Source organism: Streptomyces sp. NPDC085460 (assembly GCF_044541975.1).
In the GTDB taxonomy this organism is placed as follows: Bacteria; Actinomycetota; Actinomycetes; order Streptomycetales; family Streptomycetaceae; genus Streptomyces.
Map to the genome: position 1 here is coordinate 98,756 of NZ_JBITTO010000005.1, position 23,241 is coordinate 121,996.

Consider the following 23,241-nt stretch of genomic DNA (forward strand, 5'->3'; position numbering starts at 1 on the left):
TCCCGTACCTCCAGGGAGCCCCCGTGACACCCAAGAGAACGGCGGTGGCGCTCGCCGCCGCCCTGTGCGCGGCCCTCGTGCCCGCCCTCCCCGCCACCGCCGCGCCCCGCCCGCCCGCGCCCCCGTCGGACCGGGCGCTCGCCGCCGAGCCGGCCCGCCAGGACCTCACCCGCGAGCAGTTCTACTTCGTGCTCCCGGACCGCTTCGCCAACGGCGACACCTCCAACGACCGGGGCGGCCTCACCGGCAGCCGTACCGCCACCGGCTTCGACCCCACCGACAAGGGCTTCTACCAGGGCGGCGACCTCAAGGGCCTCACCCAGCGCCTCGACTACATCAAGGGCCTCGGCACCACCGCCATCTGGATGGCGCCGATCTTCAAGAACCGGCCCGTGCAGGGCGAGGGCAAGGACGCATCGGCCGGCTACCACGGCTACTGGATCACCGACTTCACCCAGGTCGACCCGCACTTCGGCACCAACGACGACCTGAGGAAGCTCATCAGGGCCGCCCACGCCAAGGGCATGAAGGTCTTCTTCGACGTCATCACCAACCACACCGCCGACACCGTCGACTACGCCGAGAAGAAGTACGGCTACCGCCCCAAGGGCGCCTACCCGTACCTCGACAAGGACGGGCGCCCCTTCGACGACCGCACGGCGATCGGCAAGGTGGACGCGGACTCCTTCCCGTACACCCCCGTCGAGAAGGCCGGCACCAAGGTCCCGGCCTGGCTCAACGACCCGGAGATGTACCACAACCGCGGCGACTCCACCTGGCAGGGCGAATCCGCCGAGTACGGCGACTTCGTCGGCCTCGACGACCTGTGGACCGAGCGCCCCGAGGTCGTCGAGGGCATGCGGAAGATCTACGAGACGTGGGTCCGCGACTTCGACATCGACGGCTTCCGCATCGACACCGTCAAGCACGTCGACCTCGACTTCTGGACCCAGTGGGCCACCGCCCTCGACGCCTACGCGAAGAAGCGGGGCCGCGAGGACTTCTTCATGTTCGGCGAGGTGTACTCCGCCGACACCGCCGTCACCTCCCCCTACGTCACCCGCGGCCGGCTCGACGCCACCCTCGACTTCCCCTTCCAGGACGCCGCCCGCGCCTTCGCCTCCCAGGGCGCCGGCGCCGACCGCCTCGCCAAGGTCTTCGCCGACGACTACAAGTACGCCGCTCGGCACGCCAACGCCTACGAGCAGGTCACCTTCCTCGGCAACCACGACATGGGCCGCTTCGGCACCTTCCTGAAGCAGGACAACCCGAACGCCTCCGACGCCGAACTCCTCCGCCGCGCCACGCTCGCCAACGAGCTGATGTTCCTCTCCCGCGGCAACCCGGTGATCTACTCCGGCGACGAGCAGGGCTTCACCGGCGCGGGCGGCGACAAGGACGCCCGCCAGACCCTCTTCGCCTCCCAGGTCGCCGACTACCTCGACGACGACCAGCTCGGCACCGACCGCACCCACGCCACCGACGCGTACGACACCGGCCACCCCGTCTACCGGTCGATCGCCGCCCTGTCGAAGCTCACCCGCGAGCACCCCGCCCTCCGCGACGGCGTCCAGCGCCAGCGGTACGCCGAGGGCTCCGTCCACGCCGCCTCCCGCACCGACGCGAAGCAGCGCGTCGAGTACCTCGTCGCCGCCAACAGCGCCACCGAGGCGAAGACCGTCACCGTCCCCGTCGACTCCGCCTCCTTCCACACCCTGTACGGAGGCCAGGGCGCCGTCACCGCCCGGAACGGCGCGGTCACCGTCACCGTCCCCGCCCTCTCCACCCTGGTCCTCAAGGCCGACCGGCCCCTCCCGCCGGTCACCGCGAAGCCCGCCGTCACCCTCGACGCCCCGGCCGCCGGCTCCACCGGCACCGTCGAGATCAGCGCCGACGTCGACGGCGACGGGCTGAACCGGGTCGTCTTCGCCGCCCAGGTCGGCAACGGACGCTGGCAGACCCTCGGCACCGCCGACCACGCCCCCTACAAGGTCACCCAGCACGTCACCGCCCCCGCCGGCACCCCGCTGCGCTACAAGGCCGTCGTCGTCGACTCCGCCGGACGCACCGCGAGCGCCACCGCCGCCACCACCGCGGGCGCGCCCCCGGCCCCCGAGAAGCCGGTCGCCGTCGAACGCCCCTACGCGATCGTCCACTACCAGCGCGAGGACGGCGACTACGACGGCTGGACCCTCAAGGCCGCCGGCCAGGAGGCCGCCTTCACCGGCCGCGACGCCCACGGCGCCTTCGCCTGGGTCAAGCTCCCCGAGGGCGCCTCCACCGTCCCGTACACCGTCGAGAAGGCCGGCACCGCCGACGGCCCGCAGCGCACCATCAGCCTCGGCCGCACCGGCGAGGTCTGGATCACCCAGGGCCAGGACGGCCAGTCCGACACGAACCCGGCCCCCGCCCCGCAGGACAAGACCAAGGCCGTCCTCCACTACCAGCGCGAGGACGGGAACTACGACGGCTGGGGCCTCCACCTGTGGACCGGCGCCGCCCAGCCCACCGACTGGTCCAAGCCCCTGATGCCCACCCGCGTCGACGCCTACGGCGCCGTCTACGAGGTGCCGCTGGCCGAGGGCGCCACCTCCCTCTCGTACATCCTCCACAAGGGCGACCAGAAGGACCTCCCCACCGACCAGTCCCTCGACCTGGCCGCCACCGGCCACGAGGTCTGGCTCCTCGCCGGGCAGCCGAAGTACCTCCTGCCGACCTCCGGCGGCGCCCCCTCCCTCGACCTCGGCAAGGCCGAGGCACAGTGGATCGACCGCGACACCGTCGTCTGGAAGGTGAAGACGAACGACTCCACCAGCCAGCAGCTGGTGTACGCCCCCGACGGCGGCATCACCGTCACCGACGGCGCCCTCAGCGACGAGGGCCGGTGGCTCCGGCTGAACCAGGCCGCGCTCACCGAGGCCCAGAAGGCGAAGTTCCCCCACCTGAAGGACTATCCGGCCTTCACCGTCGACCCGCGCGACGCCGACCGCGTCCGCTCCTCCCTGCGCGGCCAGCTCCTCGCCACCCAGCGCGCCGCCAACGGCGCCCTGCTCGCCGCCACCGGCGTCCAGACCGCCGGCGTCCTCGACGACCTGTACGCCGAGAAGGCCGTCAAGGCCGACCTCGGCCCGGTCTTCGACCGCAAGGGCCGCCCCACCCTCTCCCTGTGGGCGCCCACCGCGCGGACCGTCGCCCTGGAGATCGACGGCCGCACCGTGCCCATGCGCCGCGACGACGCCTCCGGCGTCTGGACGGCCACCGGCTCCAGGTCCTGGACCGGCAAGCCGTACCGGTACGTCGTGAAGGTCTGGGCGCCCACCGTCCAGAAGCTCGTCGAGAACCGCGTCACCGACCCCTACTCGACCGCCCTCACCGCCGACTCCGCCCGCAGCCTCGTCGTCGACCTCACCGACCCGAAGCTCGCCCCGGCCGGCTGGAAGACCCTCCGGAAGCCGGCCGCCGTGCCGCTGCGCGACGCCCAGATCCAGGAACTCCACGTCCGCGACTTCTCGATCGCCGACCCCACCGCGAAGGCCGCCCACCAGGGCACCTTCCTCGCCTTCACCGACAAGGACAGCAAGGGCTCGAAGCACCTCAAGGCCCTCGCCGACTCCGGCACCTCCTACGTCCACCTCCTCCCGGCCTTCGACATCGGCACGATCCCCGAGAAGAAGTCCGACCAGGCCGTCCCGGCCTGCGACCTGAAGGTCTACGCCCCCGACTCGGAGGAGCAGCAGCGCTGCGTCGCCGAGGCCGCCGCGAAGGACGCGTACAACTGGGGCTACGACCCGCTGCACTACACCGTCCCCGAGGGCTCCTACTCCACCGACCCGAACGGCACCCGCCGCACGGTCGAGTTCCGGCAGATGGTCCAGGCCCTCAACGGGCAGGGCCTGCGCACCGTCATGGACGTCGTCTACAACCACACCGTCGCCGCCGGACAGTCCGACAAGTCGGTGCTCGACCGGATCGTCCCCGGCTACTACCAGCGCCTCCAGGCCGACGGCTCCGTCGCCACCTCCACCTGCTGCGCCAACACCGCGCCCGAGAACGCCATGATGGGCAAGCTCGTCGTGGACTCGGTCGTCACCTGGGCCAAGGAGTACAAGGTCGACGGCTTCCGCTTCGACCTCATGGGCCACCACCCGAAGGAGAACATCCTCGCCGTCCGCAGGGCGCTCGACGCCCTGACCGTCGCGAAGGACGGCGTCGACGGCAAGGCCATCGTCCTCTACGGCGAGGGCTGGAACTTCGGCGAGATCGCCGACGACGCCCGCTTCGTCCAGGCCACCCAGAAGAACATGGCCGGCACCGGTGTCGCCACCTTCTCCGACCGGGCCCGCGACGCCGTCCGCGGCGGCGGCCCCTTCGACGAGGACCCCGGCGTCCAGGGCTTCGCCTCCGGCCTCTACACCGACCCCAACCCCTCGGCCGCCAACGGCACCCCGGCCGAGCAGAAGGCCCGCCTCCTGCACTACCAGGACCTCGTCAAGGTCGGCCTCAGCGGCAACCTCGCCGGTTACACTTTCACCGACACCTCCGGCCGCACCGTCAAGGGCTCCGAGGTCGACTACAACGGCGCCCCGGCCGGCTACGCCGCCGCCCCCGGCGACGCCCTCGCCTACGCCGACGCCCACGACAACGAGACCCTCTACGACGCCCTGGCGTTCAAGCTGCCCGCCGGCACCTCCGCCGCCGACCGGGCCCGCATGCAGGTCCTCGCCATGGCCACCGCCACCCTCTCGCAGGGCCCGGCGCTCTCCCAGGCCGGCTCCGACCTGCTCCGCTCCAAGTCCCTCGACCGCAACTCCTACGACAGCGGCGACTGGTTCAACGCGATCCACTGGGACTGCCGGGCCGGCAACGGCTTCGGCATCGGCCTCCCGCCGGCCGCCGACAACAAGGCCAAGTGGGGCCACGGCAAGCCGCTCCTGACCAACCCGAACCTGACGGCCGGCTGCGCCGAGATCGACGGAGCCTCCGCCGCCTACCGGGACCTCCAGAAGATCCGCACCACCGAGCCGGTCTTCTCCCTGGCGACCGCGGGCCAGGTGCAGTCCGCCCTCTCCTTCCCGCTCTCCGGCAAGGACGAGACCCCGGGCGTGATCACCATGCGCCTCGGTGACCTCGTGGTCGTGTTCAACGCGACCCCGGGCGAGGCGAAGCAGACGGTCACGGGCCTGGCCGGCACGGCCCACGCCCTCCACCCGGTCCAGGCGAACGGCTCCGACGCCGTCACCAGGACGGCCTCGTACGACACCGGTTCGGGCACCTTCACGGTCCCGGCCCGCACGGTCGCCGTCTTCGAGGCCACCGGCTGACGCTCCTCCTCAGGGGCGCGGGCCCCGGCCGCCCCTTGTGCGGCCGGGGCCCGCGCCGTAAAGCTGTGGCCCGACATCCCGTACCAGCAGGAGACACCGTCATGCCGCAGATCACCGTCGACTACTCCGCGCCCCTGGACCGGGCTGCTTTTCGGCCGCACCGACGCGACCCAGGCCCGGCTCTCCACGGCCGTGCTCGACCTGCTGCCCCGCCATCTGAAGACGACGGACGGGGTACGCCTCTCGGTCGAGGTGCGCGACCTGGAGAACTCCTACCGCAAGCGCTGATCCGGTACGGCGGGGGCGGACGCGGGGGCGGGCGCGGGGCCCGGTGCCGGGGCGGGTGGCGGTGCCAGTTCGAGCAGCCGGCCGACCAGCTCCGCGAACGGCCCGTCCGCCGGCTCCTCCGCCAGGATCGCCGCCAGCACCTTCGCCGCCTGCTCGTCGTAGACCGCGCTCACCGCCGTCAGGGCGGCGAAGTCGTGCACCAGCTTCTGCTCCAGCTCCGCGCGCGGCACCCGCCGCCCGTCCAGCCACAGCAGCGCCGTCGACTCGGCGAGCGACACCCAGGACCGCACGACCAGTTCGAGCCTCGGCGAGGGCTCCGCCACCCCGAGGTGCGCGACGATCTGCTCGTACGCGGCCTGCCGCACCTCGTCGATCATCGCGTTGGTCGTCGACGAACCCACCGCAGGGCCGCCCCGCATCAGCGCCGCGAACCCGGGGCCGTGGTCGTCGACGAAGTCGAAGAACCGGCCCATGACCCGCAGCAGCCGCGCCCCCAGCGGGCCCTGCGGCGGCTCCAGGAAACGGGCCGCGAGCTCGTCCGCCGCGCGCCGCAGCGCGGCCTCGTACAGGCTCTGCTTGCCGGGGAAGTAGTGGTAGACCAGCGGCCGGGAGATCCCCGCGGCGGCGGCGATCTCGTCGATGGAGACCTCGTCGGGGGAGCGGCTGCTGAAGAGTTCGAGGGCCACCCCGATCAGCTGTTGCTTGCGCTCCTCGACGCCCATCCTGCGCCGTACACCGGTCGTCATACGAACAGCCTATCGGGGTCCGTTACGCTCCTCGTTCATGAGCGCTTCCGACCGGTCCACCCCGGCCGCCGAGAAACAAGAGACGGACGAGCCCGGACCCGAGGCCACCGAGGCCGAAGAGGCCGAAGCGGGCGCGGAGTCCGAGGAGGCCGAGGAGGCCGAAGCCGGCGCGGAGTCCGATGAGACCGGCGAAGAGGCTGATGAAGAGGCCGGCCAAGAGCCCGACGAAGACGCCGGCGAAGAGACCGGCGAGGAGCCCGGCGAGGAGCCCGGCGAAGAGGCGCACGAAGAGGCCGGCGAGGAGTCCGGAGAGGACGTCGACGAGGCCGCGGGGGAGCCCGGCGACGGCATGACCCCCAGGCAGGCGAGACGGCTGCGCGTGGCGGCCGCCTCGGTCCTGCTCGTCGTGATGGGCGTGGTCCTGGTGATCCGCCTGGCGAGCCGGACCTCCGTGCTCGTCGTCGGCGTCTACGGCCTGGCGATGATCCTCTGCGGGATCGTCATCGAGCTCGCCCGCAACGGCCGCACCCGCCTCGCCACCTGGCTCCTGGTGGGCGGCCTCGGGGCCGCCCTCGCCTTCGACTGGCTGATCCTTCCCTGACGTTCAGAGGTCCAGGACGAGCTTCTTCCCGGCGCAGCGCGAGACGCAGATCAGCATCGAGTCCGCCCGCTCCGCGTCGGTGAGGAGTTCGTCCCGGTGGTCGACCTCGCCGTCCAGGACGGTCTGCCGGCAGGTGCCGCAGAAGCCCTGCGTACAGGAGTACATCAGGCCCGGCACCTCCTCCCGCACCGCCGCGAGCACCGACTGCCCGGCGGCGACGGTCACCGTCCGCCCGGAGCGCCGGAGTTCGACCTCGAAGGGGGTGCCGCCGGCCGGGGCGACCGCCGAGAAGCGCTCCAGGCGCGGGGTCCGGCCGGCCGGCATCGCGGCGGCGACGGCGTCCATCAGCCCGTCGGGGCCGCAGCAGTAGACCAGCGTCTCGGCCGGCACCTGCGCCAGGAACGACAGGTCCGGATACCCGACCTCGTCCTCCGCGACCACCGTCACCCGGTCCGCTCCGAGCCGGAGCAGATCCGCCAGGTACGGCATGGTGGCGCGGGACCGTCCGCAGTGGACGAGCCGCCAGTCCGCGCCCGCCGCCTCGGCGGCCCGCACCATCGGCAGGACCGGGGTGATCCCGATGCCGCCGGCGACGAAGACGTACGCGGGGGAGGGGACCAGCGGGAAGCGGTTGCGGGGGCCCCGGATCTCGACCTCGACGCCCTCGTGGAGCCGTTCGTGCACCTCGCGGGAGCCGCCCCGGCCACCGTGCTCCTCCTCGATGATCCGGGCCGCGATCCGGTACACGTCCTTCTGGGCGGGATCGCCGCAGAGCGAGTACTGCCGGACCTGCCCGGAGGGCAGGACGAGGTCGAGGTGGGCGCCGGGCTCCCAGGACGGCAGCCGCTCGCCCTCCAGGCGCAGTTCGACGACCCCCTCGGCGGGGACGGCCCGCCCGGTGACGAGCACCCGGCGCGGGACGGTCGCCCCGCGCCCGTACCCGGAGACGGGCTCCTCCAGGGAGGGCATCGGCCACAGCGGCGCGCTCGTCATCCGGGAGCGGACCGCGCGGCGCACCAGGAGCGCGGCGCCGGCGGCGAGGGCGAGGGTGGTGAACCGGGGCATCAGCGGCCTCCGTTGGCGCCGGGGGAGGAGGCGAGGTAGGCCACGGCCTGCGCGGTGTCGCCCTCCTGGGAGGGGTGGTAGGCGCGGCTCAGGTAGCGGGGTATCGAGCGCAGCATGGCCGGGGTGGACGGCAGCACGCCCTCGCGGCCCCTGCGGTAGAAGTCCGCCCAGGACGCCTTGGGGTCGAGCAGGGTGGGGTCGTTCTCCAGGAAGAAGCGGACCCCGCGCTGCCAGAGGAAGACCAGTGCGGAGAAGGCGAGCGCCCAGGTGCGGGCGCGCCGCCGGTAGCCGCCGTCCAGGTGCGTGAAGAGCTCGAAGGCGACCGCCCGGTGCTCGACCTCCTCGGCGCCGTGCCAGCGGAGCAGGTCCATCATCATCGGGTCGGCCCCGCGCCGGTCGAGCTCCTCGGCGTTGAGCACCCAGTCGCCGAGGAAGGCGGTGTAGTGCTCGATCGCGGCGATCAGCGCGACCCGTTCCATCAGCCACCAGCGGCGCGCCCGGCCGGGCGGCAGCGTCCGGTCGCCGAGCAGCTTCTCGAAGAACCAGTCGACCTGGGCGGTGTACGGCGTCGGGTCGAGGCCCTGCCGGCGCAGGTGCGGCAGGACGTCGTCGTGCGCCTGCGAGTGCACGGCCTCCTGCCCGATGAAGCCGATGACGTCCTCGCGCAGCCGGTCGTCGGTGATGTACGGCAGGGCCTGCTGGTAGACGTGGACGAACCAGCGCTCGCCGGCCGGCAGCAGGAGGTGCAGCACGTTGATCGTGTGCGTGGTGAAGGGATCGCCGGGTACCCAGTGGAGCGGGGTCTCCTGCCAGTCGAAGGCCACCTTGCGGGCCTTGAGCTCGACGTGTTCCGACGCCACCGGGGCAGGCTGCGTATTAGACATGCCGTCAATGTACTGAGGAGTAAGCACAGGCGACAGAGCCGTGCGCCGCCTTTTTCGCCCCGTGGATCCGCCGCGGCCGCGCGCGGCCGGCGCACCTGTCCCGTCACTGCCTCAGCGCGGGCATCCGGCGGCCGTCGTCCAGGGTGGCGCTCAGTTCGGCGCGGGCGCCCGCCTGGGCCGGCGCGGCGAGGACCGGGCCCTCGGCGCGGGCCCTCACCCCGCCCCTCACCTCCACCGAGGCCACGTCGGGGCCGCCCGCCGCCAGCACGTACCAGCCGCCGCCCGGCGCCTGCCACAGCGCCCCGGCCAGCACCCTCGGCTCCCGCGCCCCGCACGCCGGGGCGTCCTGCGCGCGGGCGGCGAGCGAGGCGGGCACCTTCCGGTCCGGCGGCAGGAACTGCGCGAGGACCCGGCTGCCGGTGCCCCGCCAGGTCTCCGCCCGGGTGCACACCCAGGTCGCCCGGCCCGCGCCCTCGGGCAGCGTCTGCCGGGCGAACTGCCACGCCTGCGCCGACCGCACGCCCTGCCCGAGGAGCGTGGTCAGCTGGCAGGCGGTCCGCGCCCACGCCGCCCGCGCCTCGCGGCCGGTGGCGTCCACGGGCGCGTCGGGGGCGCCCCAGAGCAGCCGGGCGGGGACCAGCTCGCCGAGGTCGCCGAGGAGCCGGCTGCCGGAATCGTCCCTCAGCTGAAGGGTGTTCCACCGCGCGCACTCCTTCGCCTGCGCGGGGCTGGGCAGGGCGTCGGTCACTCCGCGCGCGTCCCGTCCGAGCGGCCACGGCTCCTTGCCGGGCATCAGCAGGTCCCGTACGGAGGCGCCGGTCACCCAGGGCGCGGTCAGATAGCGCACGTTCCCGGCCGCGCGCGTCAGCACGACCGCGGCGGCGCCGGGGCCCTCGGCGGCGTCGGTCCGGGCGAAGTCGAGCCCGGCGCCGGCCGTCCCCTCCACCGGCTCGGCGTACCGCACGATCCGCAGCCCGTCGTGGAACAGCACCACCCGGGCCGCGTCCACCCGCCCCGCGAAGAGCAGTTGGGGCGGCCCCATCGGCGGCCCGACCGGGGTCCCCGGCGTCGCCGAGGACTCCACGGCCCCGCCGGGGCGCGCCCACACGGCCAGCGCCCGCCGCAGCAGCTCCGTGTCCCCGGCGAGTTCCCCGCGCGCCGGCCACACCGAGAAGTCCCGCCGTACGGCCCCGGGCCACACCGCCGCGGTCACCCGCTTCACCTTCGCCGGGTCGAGCGCGGCCTCGGCGGCGGGGTTGCGGGCGTAACTCGGCGCAGCAGCACCGTTTCTGCCCCAGCCGTCCCCCGGCAGCCCGAGCAGGGCCCCGCACACCAGCAGCGCCACGACCCCGACCAGAGCGGCCCGCCCGTGCTGCCGGCGCCGCAGCAGGTCCCCGGGCCGTGCCTGGAGCGTGCAGGGATCGAACTCCGCCGACTCCAGCAAGGCGGCCCCGCTGATCCGGCGCCCGGAGGAACGCGCCGGCCCGGCCGGGGCTTCGGGCTCCGCCGGGTCGCCGGGGGAGCGTGGCGTGCCGTCGGGGGCCGGCCCGCCGGTCCGGGTCCGGCCGGGCCCGGCCTGTTCGGCCACCCGTCCCGGGCGCTCGCCGGGGCGCGGGGCCTCCGGGGCCTCCGGCGCGGGGCGCGGCCGGTGCCGGGCGCCGTGCTCCGGGCCGTCGCCGGGTCCGGCCTGCGGCTCGTCCTCCAGGGCGGCCAGTTCGGCGAGGGCCGCCTCCGGGTCCTCGGCCCCGGCCGTGGCCAGCACGCGGAGGACCTCCGCGTCGCCCTGGCGCTCCAGGCCGCGCAGCACGTACGCGGCGCGGGCCGGCGCGGAGAGGCCGGCCAGCAGCTGGTCCAGGGCGAGCTCGTCCGCCCCGCCCGCGCGGGGGAACAGCCGCAGCCCCCACACCTGCGGCAGCAGCGGCGGCAGCTGGGCCCGGCGCGGCACCGCGAGCCGCCGCAGCGGCAGCGCGGCCACCAGCGCCTGCCGCAGCACCTCGCCCCGTACGTACGCGTACCCGGGATCCACCGCGTCCTCCGGCCGCCGGGCCTCCGGCACGCGGGGCCCCGGTACCCGCCGGCGCGGCAGGGCGCGCTGGACGAGCGCGTGCGCGGTCAGCACCCGCCGGTTGCGGCCCATCGTCGGCGGCAGGACCAGATAGGCGATGCGCACGAGGCGCGGATAGCGCTCGACGAGGGCGGCCTCGGCCTGCTCGACGTCGACGGGGCCCACGGGCGACGGAACGAGATCCTGGGTGGTCACGTTCAGCAGAACGAGCGATTCTTCCGATGGTCACCCCGGAGCCCGGAGCCCGGAGCCCGGAGCCCGGAGCCCGGAGCCCGGAGCCCCGTCGCGCGGGGAGCCCCGCGCTCCGAGCTCGCGTCTCACACCGCGTACACCGTCAACCGCTCCCGCATCAGCGCGACGACCTCGCCGGGGACGCCGAGGCCGTCCCGCGCGTACGCCTCCATCGAGCCGTGCCGCTCCGCGACCTCCTCCAGCGCCGCGTCCAGGTACTCCGGCAGGACGCCGATCATCGCGAGGACGAGGTCGGGGTCGCCGCCCTGGGTGATGAACCCCTCGATCATCGGGGCGAACGCCTGCCGCACCGCCGGATTGACCGCCAGGTACTCCGCCCGCACCGTCGCCTCGTCCGCCCCGAGCAGCGCGAGGACCACCGTCGCGGCCCAGCCCGTGCGGTCCTTGCCGGCGGTGCAGTGGAAGAGCAGCGGCCCCGCGCCGGGGGTTCCCAGCTCGGTGAGGAGGGTCCGGTAGGAGGCGCGGGCCGACTCACTGGTCACGAAGGCGCGGTACGTGCTCCGCATCGCGTCCAGGATCCGCCCGCCGCCGAGGTGCCGCTCCGCGAGCGCCGGGTCGGAGAGCAGGTCCTTGAGCCGCGCGGCCGGCGGCAGCCCGCTCGCCGCCAGATGGTCGGCGAGCACGTCCGCGACGACCGTCCGCGCCCCGTCCGGGAGCCGGTCCGGCCGGTCGGCCCGCTCGGCGGCGGTCCTCAGGTCCACGACCGTGCGGATCTTCAGCCCGCTCACGGCCTCCTCCTCCGGCTCCAGCCGGTCGAGCTGCGCCGAGCGCAGCACCAGCCCGGCCCGTACGGAACGCCCGCCGCCGAGCGGCAGACCGCCGAGGTCCCGCAGATTGGCGACGGAGGTGGCGGCGATCGCGGCCATGGACTGGGTCTCCTCCCGTGACAAGGCCCCCTCCGACCGTAACGGCCCCACCCCACCCCGGCACCACGTGCCCGCCCGGCCGCCGGACCACCCACCGGAATCGCCGGCCCCACCCTGGCATCCCGTGCCCGCCCCGCCGCCCGCCGGAATCGCCGGCCCCACCCCGGCATCCCGTGCCCGCCCGCCGCCCGGCCACCCCGCCGGAAACGCCGGTCCACCCCGCCCCGCGAAGACGTCGACCCCACCCCGCCCCCTCCGGAATCGCCGGTCCCACCTGCCCCAGTGGGCCCAGAAAGTAGTCCGTTCCGTACCAACGGGAGCCGCCCCAGGGGCGTCCCGGGGCGGGTGACAGCATGTCCCCCGATGACGCATCCCCTGTCGCCGCTGCGCGCCCTGCGAGCCGCCCTTTTCGCGGTTGTGTGCGTCGTACTGACAGCGGTGGGGCATTCGTCCATATCTGCGCACCAGCTCGACCCCCTCACCCTCCTCACCGCCTTCGCCGCCACCGCCGCCGTCGCCTGGTGCGCGGCCGGCCGCCGGCGCGGGCCCGTCGGCTGCGCGGGCGGCATCCTCGCCGCCCAGGGCGTCCTCCACCTGGCCTTCTCGCTCACCGGCGCCCACGCCGCCGCCCCGCCCGCCCCCGTCGCACCGCACCAGGGGCACGCCGGACACTCCACCCACATGTCCCACGGCGCCGGCGAAGCCGCCGTCACCGCCACCACCGCGACCACCACGGACGGCCTCGCCGCCCTCCTCGCCCCCGTCGCCGACGGCGGCCCCGGCATGCTCGCCGTCCACCTCCTGGCCGCCCTGGTCTGCGGGGTGTGGCTGGCCCGCGGCGAGGCCGCGTTCTTCGCGCTCGCGGAGGCCGCGCTCACCCCGCTCCGGCACCTGCTCGCGATCCCGCTCGGCCCCGCCGCCGTCCCCGCCGACCCGCGCCGCCCGGTCCGGCGGCCCCGCCGGAACGCCCGGCGCCCGCACGTCGTCGTCCTCGCGCACGTCCTCTCCCGGCGCGGTCCGCCCCGGCCGTCCGTCCCCCGCGCCATGGTCCTCGGTCCGCTCGTCTGACGCCGGGGGCCGCTTCCCCCTGCCCGACGGCAGACACGTCACGAGACACCTCACGAGACACCGAGGACGCACCGTCATGACCATCGACGATCCCGCACGCCCAGACACGCCCGAAGCACCCCCGGCGGCACCGGCGGCACCGGCCACCGCCACCGCCCCCACGACCGCCCCCTCGACCGCCACCACCCCCCGCCGCCCCGGCGCCTGGAGCGCGCTCCGCCCGCTCCTCCTCCGGCTGCACTTCACCGCCGGCCTCCTCACCGCCCCCTTCCTCCTGGTCGCCGCGCTCAGCGGACTGCTGTACGCGCTCTCCTACCAGGCCGAGAAGGTCGTGTACGCGCACGAACTGGAGGTCCCGGTCGGCGACACCGTCCTCCCGCTCGACCGCCAGACCGAGATCGCCCGCGGGGCGAACCCGGACGGCACCGTCACCGCCGTCTGGCCCGCCGCCGAGCCCGGCGCGACCACCCGCGTCCTGATGGCCGACCCCGAGGCCCCCGAGGGCACCTCGATGGCCGTCTTCGTGGACCCGTACACCGGCGAGGTCCGCGGGCAGCTGCCCAGCTACGGCAGCAGCGGCGCCCTGCCGCTGCGCACCTGGATCGACGGGCTCCACCGCGACCTGCACCTGGGCGAGCCCGGACGGATCTACAGCGAGCTCGCCGCCAGCTGGCTCTTCGTGCTGGTCCTCGGCGGCCTGGCGCTCTGGTTCGCCCGGCGCCGCACCAAGCGGCGGGCGCTCCTGCTGCCGGAGGGCGGCCCGAAGTCCCGCCGCCGCACCCTCTCCTGGCACGGCTCCGTCGGCCTCTGGGCCGCGCTCGGCCTGCTGCTGCTCTCCGCGACCGGTCTGACCTGGTCGCAGTACGCCGGGGAGAACATCGGCACCCTCCAGGACCGGCTCGGCGGCGCCACCCCGACCCTCTCGGCGGGTGCCGCCGGCGGCGCGGGCGGCGAACACGCGGGCCACGGCGCCGGACACCAGCCGGCCGACCCGGCCCCCGCGACCGCCGACATCGGCGTCGACCGGGCCGTCGACGCCGCCCGCGCCGCCGGTCTCGACAGCGCCTCGATAGCCGTCACCCTGCCCGCCGAGGGCAACGGCTACGTCGTCAAGGAGACCGACAAGCAGTTCCCGGTCCAGCTCGACTCGGTCGCGCTGAACCCGGCCGACGGCACCGTCGTCGACCGGCTCGCCTTCGCCGACTACCCGCTCCTCGCGCAGCTGACCCGGATCGGCATCGACGCCCACATGGGCGTCTTCCTGGGCCTGTTCAACCAGCTGGCCCTCGCCGTCCTCGCCCTGGCGCTCGCCCTGATGATCCTCTGGGGCTACCGCATGTGGTGGCTGCGGCGGCCGCGCCGGCCGGTGGGCCGGGGCGCCTGGCGGAAGGTGCCGGTGACGCTGCTGCTGCCGCTCGCCGCGGCGACCGCGCTCGTCGGCTGGTTCGTCCCGCTGCTCGGCGTCAGCCTGCTGGTGCTGCTCGCCGCCGAGGTCGTCCTCGCCCTGGTGTCCAGGGCGAGGACGAAGCGGACCGCCGCCTCCTAGGAGCCGGTCAGGGCACGTACTTGTAGCCGACCCGCCGCACGGTCTGGATCGTGCGGCGGTGTTCGGCGCCCAGCTTGCGCCGCAGCCGGGCGACGTGGACGTCGACCGTCCGCCCGTCGCCGACGTGCCCGTACCCCCACACCGTCTGCACCAGCCGGTCGCGGGTGTGCACCCGGTGCGGGTGGGCCACGAGATGGGCGAGCAGCTCGAACTCCAGATACGTCAGGTCGAGCGCCCGCCCGTCGACGGTGGCGATCCGCCGCTCCCCGTCGATCCCGACCGGCCCCTCGGCCTCGGGACCCGGCGGCGCGGGCGCGAGCGGTTCCTCCTCGGCGGGGAGCAGCACCAGATAGCCGACCATCGGCGGCCGGCCCGGCAGCGTGGGCAGGGCGTGCGGCGGGGCGGGGAGCAGCGTGGCGCCCGGCGGCAGGAAGTCGGCGACGCGGGCGAGGCCGGCGGCCTCGTCGGGGGCGACGGCGCGCAGCCGGGGGCGGGGGGCGGTGAGCGGGGCGGCGGCGGTCTGGGTGTGGGCCATGGGAGGACTCGGCTCTCTTCGCGCGAAGGAACGGACGGACAGGCGTCGTACGTCACTGCGCGTCGGCCGAAGGCCGCGGACCGGACAGGTCTCCGGTCGGGGTTTTAGAGGGCCGACGCGTTCCTCACGCGCCGACAGCACCGGTCGTAGTCGTGGTGCTGACGGGAAGGCCAGAACGGTTCGAGGTCGTGGCGACCCCGCGCGCTGTCGTTCCGGATGCTGGCCATATCCCTATTAAAGCAGCAGGGAACCAGGGAGCGAAGCGGGATGCCCGCGGAAATCAGGGAGACCGCGGAACACCGGACGTGCCCGAGGGACGCGGAACGCGGAAGTGCCCGCCGGTTCAACCGGCGGGCACTTCCCCGTGTCTGGCGGACGGTCAGACCTGACCGGCCTTGGCGAGCGCCTCGCAGCAGGTGTCCACGAGGAGGCGGGTCACCACGTACGGGTCGACGTTCGCGTTCGGACGGCGGTCCTCGATGTAGCCCTTCTGGTCCTGCTCGACCTGCCACGGGATGCGGACCGAGGCGCCGCGGTCCGAGACGCCGTAGGAGTACTGGTCCCACGGGGCGGTCTCGTGCAGACCGGTCAGACGGTCGTCGATGCCGGCGCCGTAGTTCTTGACGTGGTCGAGCGGCTTCGAGCCCTCGCCCAGCGACTCGCAGGCGGTGATGATCGCGTCGTAGCCCTCGCGCATCGCCTTGGTGGAGAAGTTGGTGTGCGCGCCGGCGCCGTTCCAGTCGCCCTTCACCGGCTTCGGGTCGAGCGTCGCGGAGACGTTGAAGTCCTCGGCCGTGCGGTAGAGCAGCCAGCGGGCGATCCACAGCTGGTCCGAGACCTCCAGCGGCGCCAGCGGGCCGACCTGGAACTCCCACTGGCCCGGCATGACCTCGGCGTTGATGCCGGAGATGCCCAGACCCGCCTTGAGGCAGTTCTCCAGGTGCGCCTCGACGATCGGACGGCCGTGGATCTCGTCCACGCCGACGCCGCAGTAGTAGCCGCCCTGCGGGGCCGGGAAGCCGTTGACCGGGAAGCCGAGCGGGCGGGTGCCCTCGAAGAAGGTGTACTCCTGCTCGATGCCGAAGATCGGCTCCTGGGAGGCGTACGTCGCGGCGACCTCGGCCAGCGCGGCACGGGTGTTGGACTCGTGCGGCGTCATGTCCGTGTTGAGGACCTCGCACAGCACCAGGACGTCGTTGCCGCCGCGGATCGGGTCCGGGCAGGAGAAGACCGGCTTGAGCACGCGGTCCGAGGCGTGGCCCTTGGCCTGGTTGGTGCTGGAACCGTCGAAGCCCCAGATCGGCAGCTCCGCCAGCGGCAGACCCTCACCCGCGATGATCTTCGTCTTCGAGCGAAGCTTCGCGGTCGGCTCGGTGCCGTCGATCCAGATGTACTCAGCCTTGAAGGTCACGGGGTCATCCTTAGGGCGTGGCGAACTGCTGCGGGTGTCCGCGGCGGCTCGCGGCGCTGCGAGAAGCTGCGGGGTCGGCGCCGGACGCCGGGCCGGGCGGGCCCGCGGTCTGAGCGCCTTTCGTGTGACCGCAGCTTCGCAACACGGGATTTCCCTTCGGTTGCCCGTTTGTGAACCCCGTGTTACTCAGCCTTCCTGCGCATTCCGGGCCGCCTGTGCGAGCCCGTGCGCGTCGAGGAGCGCGCCGAAACCCGCCGCCCGGATCCGCCGCACCAGCTCGTTCGGCGAGACCCCCAGCTCCTGTGCCGTCCGGCCCGGGTGCCAGTCGCAGGCCGCGAGCCGGCGGAGCAGGTACCCCCGTCTGACCTGCGCGTCCGAGAGGCGGAAGGTCTTCAGATAGGCCGTCCGCCCCTTGTGGTCGGTGATCAGCTCGCCGATGTGCTGCTCCCGCCCGTCCCGCAGGAACGGCGGCAGGAACCGGTACAGCGCGAACGACCCCATCCGGTACACCCGCTCGAAGGCGTACGGGGTCTCCAGGAGGTCCCGCGCCATCAGCCCGTCGTGCGCCACCGCCCAGCGCCGCTCCTGATCGAGCGCCGCCGCCCGCAGGTCCGCGAGGTCCCGGATGCCGCCGGCGCCGTCCCGGATCCGGGCCCCGAACGCGGGCACCGGGCCGCCGTAGTACGCGTACTGGTGCACCAGCTCGCCGTACAGGTCCTCCACCAGCGTCGGGTGCAGCAGCCGGTAGTCCTCCGGGTGCGGCACCACGAAGGCCGCGGCCAGCGCGTCCGCCACGTACACGAGCACCCCGCACTGCCCCGGGTGCAGCTCGAAGATCCGCAGCGCCTCCGCGAGCCCCGGCACGTCGACGCCCGCGTACGCCGCCTCCGCCCGGGGGGACAGACCCCGCCGCAGCGCCTCCCGCGACCACTCCTCCCACAGCACCGGCGGCCCGCCGAAGTGCAGCGCGAGATAGCCGTCCAGCGCGAGGTGGAGCGGCAGGAACCGCAGCCGGCGCTCGCCGTGCCGCCGCTTCGCCAGCCGGTGGTGGGGGGCCCGCAGCGGCACCCCGGCCCCCGGCGCGTCCCCGAGCCGCGTCCCGTACGCCGCCTCCTCGCGCTCCGCACCCGACCAGTCCGCGACGAAGCCGTGCGGGATGTACGAGGTGTAGACGGTGCCGTCGCCGACGTCGACGGAGGACCGGGGGTCGTACCCGTACCCCTCCGCCCGCGCGTACACCTCCCGGTGCAGCCGCAGCCCCTCGACCGGCTCGGCCCGCACCAGCGGCACCAGCCGGACCCCGCCCCACACCTGCGACGGGCGCACGACGAGCCCGGTCAGATCGATCCGCGTCACGACCCCGCCCCCTTCGCGTGCGCCGCCAGGAAGTCCGCCACCCGCCGGTCCAGATAGGCGCGCAGCTCCGTCAGACCGGTCCGCCCCTCGGCGAAACCGGCGATCTCCACCAGCGCCGGCAGGTCCTCCGCGTCCCGGATCCCGACCGCCGGCACCGAGGGCCCGAGCCGGCGCACGTCGAACACCCCCGCGTCGTATACGGGGTTCACATGGACCGCCGCCGTCCGCCGCTCCGGGTCGAGCCGCGACCGCCAGACCCGCAGCACCTCGCCCGCGAGCCCCGGCGGGGCGTTGTCCCAGCCGTCCGAGACGATCACCAGCCGCTCCGGCCCGCCGTCGAGCGCGTCCAGGATCCGCAGCCCCAGCGGCGTCGGCCCGTACGGCCGGACCAGCAGCGGATCCGTACCGCCCGAGGTCCACCGACCGGTGTACGCGCCCGGCGCCGCCAGCGCCTCCAGGAGGAAGTGGCAGCCGAGCGCCACCGCCAGCGGCCGGCGCCGCTTCACCGCCGAACCCGACGAGGAGAAGCTGTCGTCGAGCACCGCCGCGACCCGCCCCCAGCTCCCCGCGTACGGCCCCGCCGCCCGCCGAGCCGAGGCCCGCAGCGCCCCCGTCAGCTCGCTCCGCCGCGCCGCCCGCTCGGCGAACGGCAGCGCCAGCACGTGCAGCGCCAGCCGCGTCAGCGGCATCACGGACAGGTCCGAGGCCCCGGCGCCGCGCCCCGCCGCCCGCTCGCTCCGCAGCCGCTCCAGGCGGGTCATCCGGGGCGCGATCCGCTCCAGGAACACCTTCCGGTCCACCCCGTGCCGCGCCGCGAACCCCTCGGCGACGGTGTACGGAAGGCCGTAGAGCGCGCTCTCGTCGTAGTGCGCCCGCCGGTACGCCTCCAGCGTCGGGTGCTCGTACCGGACCCGGCGCGCGGGCGCGAAGAGGAAGTCCCCGGTTTCGGCGTCCGCGGCCTGCACGTGCGCGTGCTTGAGGGCGGCCTTCACCCCGGCCCGGTATTTCACGGCGTCGAGCGCCGGATCCGGCCGGGCCGCCAGCCACTCCCGCACGATCGCGCGCGTGCGCCGGTTGTTCACGCCGGCCGCCCGCAGCCCGCGGAACAGCCGGTACACCCGCTGCGGCGCCATCCGCGCGAGCCGGGCCGCGATCAGCCGCCCCTCGTCGCCCGCGGCCTCGCCGGGCGTCCGCAGCAGCTGCTCGACGACGAGGGCGGCGTTGTGGTCGTTGATGTCGAGCGCGAGGGAAGCCGCGTACAAGGGGCGGTAGTTGACCCGTACGTACTCGTGGACGAAGGCGAGCGACAGCCGCTGCTCCGCGGCGGACGAGCGGAACTCCCGCTGCCCGGTGGCGGTCACGGCCGCGTTGACGAACAGCAGCACGTCCTCGGCGGCGACGAGATCGGACACGGCGGCCCCCTTCTCGCGTGTCGGCGTGCCGGCCGGGGAAGGGGAGCGCGAACAGCGAAGACGTTGCTTTACGAGGCAGGTTCCGGAAGTCGCGCCGAAGTCCCGCGGCCGGCACCCGTGCACGCTAACACCGGCCCCGGGGAGCGCGGCCACCGGATATCCGGCCGGGACCCCGCGCGCCCGGGCGGGCAGACTGGTCCCATGGCTCTCCTCCCCGCACACCAGCGCCCCCGTATCGGACTCCTCGGCACCGGCCCGTGGGCCGCCCGCACCCACGCCCCCGCGCTCGCCGCGCACGAGGGGGTCGAGTTCGCCGGGGTGTGGGGCAGGCGCCCCGAGGCAGCCGCCGAGCTGGCCGCCGCCTCCGGCACGCGCGCGTACGAGGACCTGGACCTGCTCCTGGCGGAGTGCGACGCCGTGGCGGTCGCGCTGCCGCCGGACGTCCAGGCGCCCGTCGCCGTCCGGGCGGCCCGGGCCGGCTGCCACCTCCTCCTCGACAAGCCGCTGGCGACCACGGTCACCGGCGCCCGCGAGGTCGCCGAGGAGGCGGAGAAGGCCGGCGTCGCCTCGGTCGTCTTCTGCACCCTGCGCTTCGCCCCCGAGACCGCCCGCTGGATCGAGGAGCGGCGGACGGCGGGCGGCTGGTACGTCGCCGAGGCCCGCTGGCTCGGCTCCCTCTACGCCGCCGGCTCCGAGAGCCCGTACGCGGCCTCCCCCTGGCGCCGCGAGAAGGGCGGGCTCTGGGACGTCGGCCCGCACGTCCTCTCCGTCCTGATCCCGGTCCTCGGCGACGTGACCTCCCTGTCGGCCGTGAAGGGCCCCGAGGACACCCACCACCTGACCCTCCGCCACGCCTCCGGCGCGAGCAGCACCGCCACCCTCACCCTGAGCGCCCCGCCGGCGGCGGCCGGGGCGGCCATCACGCTGTACGGCACGGAGGGCCGCGCCGCCCTGCCCGCGTGGAACGGGGCGACGGAGGCGTACGGCCACGCCGTCGACGCCCTCCTCGCGGCGGCCCGCACCGGCACGCCCCACCCCTGCGACGCCCGCTTCGCCCTCCGCCTCACCGAACTCCTCACCGAGGCGGAAGCCCGTGCCGCGGCCCACTGACGCCCCCGTCCTGCGGACGCTGACGCCGCGCGACTGGCCGCTCTGGCGCGAAACCCGGCTCGCCGCGCTCACCGGCTCGCCCGAGGCGTTCCGGACGGACCTGGCGGACTGGCACGCCGGCGGCGAGACCCGCTGGCGCGCCCGCCTGGACGACCCGACGGCGCTCGCCCTCGTCGCCCTCCTCGCGGACCGTCCGGCCGGCCTCGCGGGCGGTCTCCTCGCTCCCGACGGCGTCCCCGAGCTCCGCTCGCTCTGGGTCGCGCCCGCGGCGAGGGGGCACGGTCTCGCGACGCGGCTGATCGCGGCCGTCGAGGAGTGGGCCCGGCGGACCGGCGCCCCCGAGATCCGGCCGGCCGTCCGCACGGAGAACACCCCGGCCCTCGCCCTCTACCGGCGGCTCGGCTACCGCCGCACGGGCGACCGCCCCGGCGAACACCTCATGACCCGGCCCCTCGGGCTCCGCTAGCCCCGCCCGAACACCTCATGCCCCGGCCCCTAGGGCTCCGCTAGCCCCGCCCGAGCGCGTCCCGCACGGCCTCCTCCGAGCGCCCGACGACGGCCGTGCCGTCGTCGGCGGTGATGATCGGGCGCTGGATCAGCTTCGGGTGCGCGGACAGGGCCTCGATCCACCGCTCCCGGTCCTCCGGCGTCCGCCCCCACTCCTTCACCCCGAGCTCCTTGGCGACGGCCTCGCCGGTCCGTGTGATGTCCCACGGCTCCAGACCCAGCCGCTCCAGAACGCCCCGGATCTCCTCCGCGGAGGGCACGTCCTCCAGGTACTTGCGGACGGTGTAGTCGGCCCCCTCCGCGTCGAGCAGGGTGAGGGCGCCGCGGCACTTGGAACAGGCGGGATTGATCCAGATCTCCATGCCCCCAAACTACCCCCGAACCCCGTCCTACCAGGGCCGATTGTCAGTGGCAGCCACTAAAATGAGAGCTGAAGGCAAGGGCCCCGGGGAGGGCCCCCGCCACCGTTCGCCAGGAGGTAGCCCATGGCAACAGCCGTGATCCGCAGGCCGTCCATCGAACCCTTCACGCCGCTCCTGAAGAAGCCGCTCCCGGCCGGCCGCCCGCGCGAGTGGTACATCTCCCACAACCGCCGCCTCAAGGCCATGCGCCTCGCGATCGCCCTCCTCGACGCCGGCGTCTACGTCCCGTCGAAGGCCACGAACGCGACGATACGCACGGCGGCCGAGCGCGTCGGCATCCACCCGCCCTCGGACACGACCTGCCGCCTGGTCCGCACCTTCATCCGCCAGAACCGCTGACGGCCGGCGCGGTGACGGCCTGACGACGGCGAGGGCCGCCGTCCCGGAAGGTTCCGGGGCCGGCGGCCCTCAGCGGTGCGTCTGGTGCGCCCTCGCGGTTTAGAGGTCGTAGTAGAGCTCGAACTAATCAGCCATCGCGGCGACCTGCGGAAACGTCTGCCACACCCCCGTTGACCTGCGGTTTCCCTACCCGTCAGTGCCGACTGTTTCCCAGCGTTTTTCACTGTCCTGCGGACTGTCTGCGGACCGCTGCCCGGGCACCCCCTCATGGTGCCGACGCAGCGGCGCCGCCCGGTGTCCTACCACCGAACGGCGCCTTGATCCGAACCCTTCCTGATCAAGGAGTCCAGACCATGAGCAAGACCGTACCGTCCGCCGCGCTGTGCGGCGCCCGCCGCCCTGGATGGGAGCGCGGGCCCGCGATCGGCATCAACCGCATCCCCTGCGTCCAGCCCGCCGGCCATGCCGACGACCACGCCAACGCCTTCGGTCAGACCTGGACCGCACAGCCCGGCGCGGCCGAGTTGCTGCTCGGCATCGCCGACAGGCTCGACGCCAAGCACCCCACCAAGCCCGTCACGCAGGCCCTCGTCCTGGCTCAGGCCCTCGTCGTCGCCGAGGAGGTCCACGGCCCGACCGAGGACGCCGAGGACGCCGAGCACGCCATCCTCCCCCTGCTGCCGGCCGTCACCGGACAGACCCGCGGCGAGTACGCCGTACAGCTCCGCCTCGCCGCGCAGGGGGTGACCCTGTGACTCGCCACATCGACCTCACCACCATCGACCACGAGACGGTTCGTCTCGTCGAGCCGGAGTGGTGCACCGGACACGCCGACCACACCCCGTGCCACCGTGTCGACCTCACCCACACCGGGGCCGAGCACCGGCTCGCGTTCGGCAGCGACGACCTCCTCGTCGCCATGCTCGCCTGGGACCCGCACGCCACGGACCCCGAGCGGCGCCGCACGGGCCTGTACGTCGAGCAGACCGGCTGGGCCGCCACCCTCGACGCGGACGGCGTCCGGCGCCTGGCGGCCACGCTCACCGTGCACGCCATGCACCTGCGGCAGCTCGCCGACCAGCTCGCCCGCATCGCCGACGAGGAGGCCGGCCAGTGAGCACCCCGCCGAAGGCCGGCAAGCGCATGTCCGTCCGCGTCGACACGGCCCTGTCCGACGACCTCGCCGCCCTGATGCGGACCGGTATGACGGCGTCCGACGCCGTCCGGCTCGCGGTCGGGTTCCTCGCCCACGGCTACCGCGACCTGTGGACCCAGGGCGTCTACCCCGAGGGGGTCGCCCCCTCCCGAATGCGGCTCACCTCGCCGCCGTACGACACCCGTCCGACGCCGACTGACTGACGTCGGACAGGGAAAGGCCCCCGAGAGCGGACGCATGAACGCTCTCGGGGGCCGTCTGCTGCCCGCGGCCGATCGGCGACACCCGCGG

The 23,241-nt window shown here is 74.4% G+C and carries 20 protein-coding genes; 10 read left to right on the plus strand and 10 right to left on the minus strand.

Translation table 11 applies throughout. The features are described 5' to 3' along the window. The first annotated feature begins 23 nt into the window (after nucleotides 1-23). A complete protein-coding gene (gene pulA, locus ACIGHB_RS14270) occupies nucleotides 24-5,321 on the plus strand; it encodes a pullulanase-type alpha-1,6-glucosidase (protein ID WP_399912924.1) in 5,298 nt (1,765 codons plus the stop codon). A gap of 272 nt (nucleotides 5,322-5,593) precedes the next feature. Here pulA and ACIGHB_RS14275 read toward each other — a convergent pair whose 3' ends face one another. Continuing rightward, complete coding sequence (locus ACIGHB_RS14275) at nucleotides 5,594-6,355, minus strand: TetR/AcrR family transcriptional regulator (RefSeq protein WP_360311964.1); 762 nt, start codon at nucleotides 6,353-6,355, stop codon at nucleotides 5,594-5,596. Nucleotides 6,356-6,392: 37 nt separating this feature from the next. On the opposite strand from ACIGHB_RS14275, the gene ACIGHB_RS14280 reads away from it, so the two are divergent. Further along, nucleotides 6,393-6,956: a hypothetical protein gene (locus ACIGHB_RS14280; protein WP_399912928.1), complete on the plus strand. Its 564-nt coding sequence runs from the start codon at nucleotides 6,393-6,395 to the stop codon at nucleotides 6,954-6,956. A 3-nt stretch (nucleotides 6,957-6,959) separates the two neighbouring features. Here the strand turns inward: ACIGHB_RS14280 and ACIGHB_RS14285 are convergent, their stop codons facing one another. From ACIGHB_RS14285 to ACIGHB_RS14300, 4 genes are all read right to left on the minus strand, one after another. Next, a complete protein-coding gene (locus ACIGHB_RS14285; protein WP_399912931.1) occupies nucleotides 6,960-8,021 on the minus strand; it encodes a PDR/VanB family oxidoreductase in 1,062 nt (353 codons plus the stop codon). Further along, nucleotides 8,021-8,905 carry a metal-dependent hydrolase gene (locus ACIGHB_RS14290; RefSeq protein WP_399912934.1) on the minus strand — a complete coding sequence of 295 codons (885 nt, stop codon included), beginning with the start codon at nucleotides 8,903-8,905 and terminating at the stop codon, nucleotides 8,021-8,023. Before ACIGHB_RS14290 ends, ACIGHB_RS14285 begins: the two co-directional genes overlap by 1 nt. Before the next feature lie 103 nt (nucleotides 8,906-9,008). Next, complete coding sequence (locus ACIGHB_RS14295; RefSeq protein ID WP_399913626.1) at nucleotides 9,009-11,174, minus strand: hypothetical protein; 2,166 nt, start codon at nucleotides 11,172-11,174, stop codon at nucleotides 9,009-9,011. 113 nt (nucleotides 11,175-11,287) lie between these two features. Next, nucleotides 11,288-12,088: a tyrosine-protein phosphatase gene (locus ACIGHB_RS14300; RefSeq protein WP_360321226.1), complete on the minus strand. Its 801-nt coding sequence runs from the start codon at nucleotides 12,086-12,088 to the stop codon at nucleotides 11,288-11,290. Between the two features lie 363 nt (nucleotides 12,089-12,451). Here ACIGHB_RS14300 and ACIGHB_RS14305 point away from each other — a divergent pair, with 363 nt between their 5' ends. Further along, nucleotides 12,452-13,156 carry a hypothetical protein gene (locus ACIGHB_RS14305; RefSeq protein WP_399912939.1) on the plus strand — a complete coding sequence of 235 codons (705 nt, stop codon included), beginning with the start codon at nucleotides 12,452-12,454 and terminating at the stop codon, nucleotides 13,154-13,156. A gap of 76 nt (nucleotides 13,157-13,232) precedes the next feature. Further along, complete coding sequence (locus ACIGHB_RS14310) at nucleotides 13,233-14,702, plus strand: PepSY-associated TM helix domain-containing protein (protein ID WP_399912942.1); 1,470 nt, start codon at nucleotides 13,233-13,235, stop codon at nucleotides 14,700-14,702. Between the two features lie 7 nt (nucleotides 14,703-14,709). Here ACIGHB_RS14310 and ACIGHB_RS14315 read toward each other — a convergent pair whose 3' ends face one another. From ACIGHB_RS14315 to ACIGHB_RS14330, 4 genes are all read right to left on the minus strand, one after another. Continuing rightward, nucleotides 14,710-15,237, minus strand: coding sequence for a winged helix-turn-helix domain-containing protein (locus ACIGHB_RS14315; protein WP_360321235.1), 528 nt, complete (start codon nucleotides 15,235-15,237; stop codon nucleotides 14,710-14,712). Nucleotides 15,238-15,616: 379 nt separating this feature from the next. Continuing rightward, nucleotides 15,617-16,648, minus strand: coding sequence for a glutamine synthetase (glnII, locus tag ACIGHB_RS14320; protein WP_360321238.1), 1,032 nt, complete (start codon nucleotides 16,646-16,648; stop codon nucleotides 15,617-15,619). 186 nt (nucleotides 16,649-16,834) lie between these two features. Next, entirely contained in the window at nucleotides 16,835-18,004 is a 1,170-nt protein-coding gene (locus tag ACIGHB_RS14325) for an ARPP-2 domain-containing protein (protein WP_399912946.1), read from the minus strand. After that, nucleotides 18,001-19,416 carry a hypothetical protein gene (locus ACIGHB_RS14330; RefSeq protein WP_399912950.1) on the minus strand — a complete coding sequence of 472 codons (1,416 nt, stop codon included), beginning with the start codon at nucleotides 19,414-19,416 and terminating at the stop codon, nucleotides 18,001-18,003. The genes ACIGHB_RS14325 and ACIGHB_RS14330 overlap by 4 nt, the downstream gene beginning before the upstream one ends. Before the next feature lie 201 nt (nucleotides 19,417-19,617). On the opposite strand from ACIGHB_RS14330, the gene ACIGHB_RS14335 reads away from it, so the two are divergent. Continuing rightward, on the plus strand, nucleotides 19,618-20,526 hold the full coding sequence (locus ACIGHB_RS14335) for a Gfo/Idh/MocA family protein (protein ID WP_399912953.1): 909 nt from the start codon (nucleotides 19,618-19,620) through the stop codon (nucleotides 20,524-20,526). Further along, nucleotides 20,510-20,992 (plus strand): GNAT family N-acetyltransferase, encoded by a 483-nt coding sequence (locus ACIGHB_RS14340; protein WP_399912956.1) that lies wholly within the window; start codon nucleotides 20,510-20,512, stop codon nucleotides 20,990-20,992. Before ACIGHB_RS14335 ends, ACIGHB_RS14340 begins: the two co-directional genes overlap by 17 nt. Nucleotides 20,993-21,032: 40 nt before the next feature. On the opposite strand, the gene ACIGHB_RS14345 is transcribed toward ACIGHB_RS14340, so the two are convergent. Further along, nucleotides 21,033-21,395 (minus strand): arsenate reductase family protein, encoded by a 363-nt coding sequence (locus tag ACIGHB_RS14345; protein ID WP_360321253.1) that lies wholly within the window; start codon nucleotides 21,393-21,395, stop codon nucleotides 21,033-21,035. Nucleotides 21,396-21,518: 123 nt separating this feature from the next. Here ACIGHB_RS14345 and ACIGHB_RS14350 point away from each other — a divergent pair, with 123 nt between their 5' ends. The 4 genes from ACIGHB_RS14350 (at nucleotide 21,519) to ACIGHB_RS14365 (ending at nucleotide 23,153) form a co-directional block, all read left to right on the plus strand. Beyond that, complete coding sequence (locus ACIGHB_RS14350; protein ID WP_360321256.1) at nucleotides 21,519-21,794, plus strand: hypothetical protein; 276 nt, start codon at nucleotides 21,519-21,521, stop codon at nucleotides 21,792-21,794. Between the two features lie 353 nt (nucleotides 21,795-22,147). Further along, the gene (locus ACIGHB_RS14355; RefSeq protein WP_399912961.1) at nucleotides 22,148-22,549 is read left to right on the plus strand and encodes a hypothetical protein; all 402 of its coding nucleotides are present in this window, start codon (nucleotides 22,148-22,150) and stop codon (nucleotides 22,547-22,549) included. Next, entirely contained in the window at nucleotides 22,546-22,911 is a 366-nt protein-coding gene (locus ACIGHB_RS14360; protein ID WP_399912964.1) for a DUF6907 domain-containing protein, read from the plus strand. Before ACIGHB_RS14355 ends, ACIGHB_RS14360 begins: the two co-directional genes overlap by 4 nt. After that, complete coding sequence (locus ACIGHB_RS14365) at nucleotides 22,908-23,153, plus strand: hypothetical protein (protein ID WP_399912967.1); 246 nt, start codon at nucleotides 22,908-22,910, stop codon at nucleotides 23,151-23,153. Before ACIGHB_RS14360 ends, ACIGHB_RS14365 begins: the two co-directional genes overlap by 4 nt. Nucleotides 23,154-23,241: the final 88 nt, after the last annotated feature.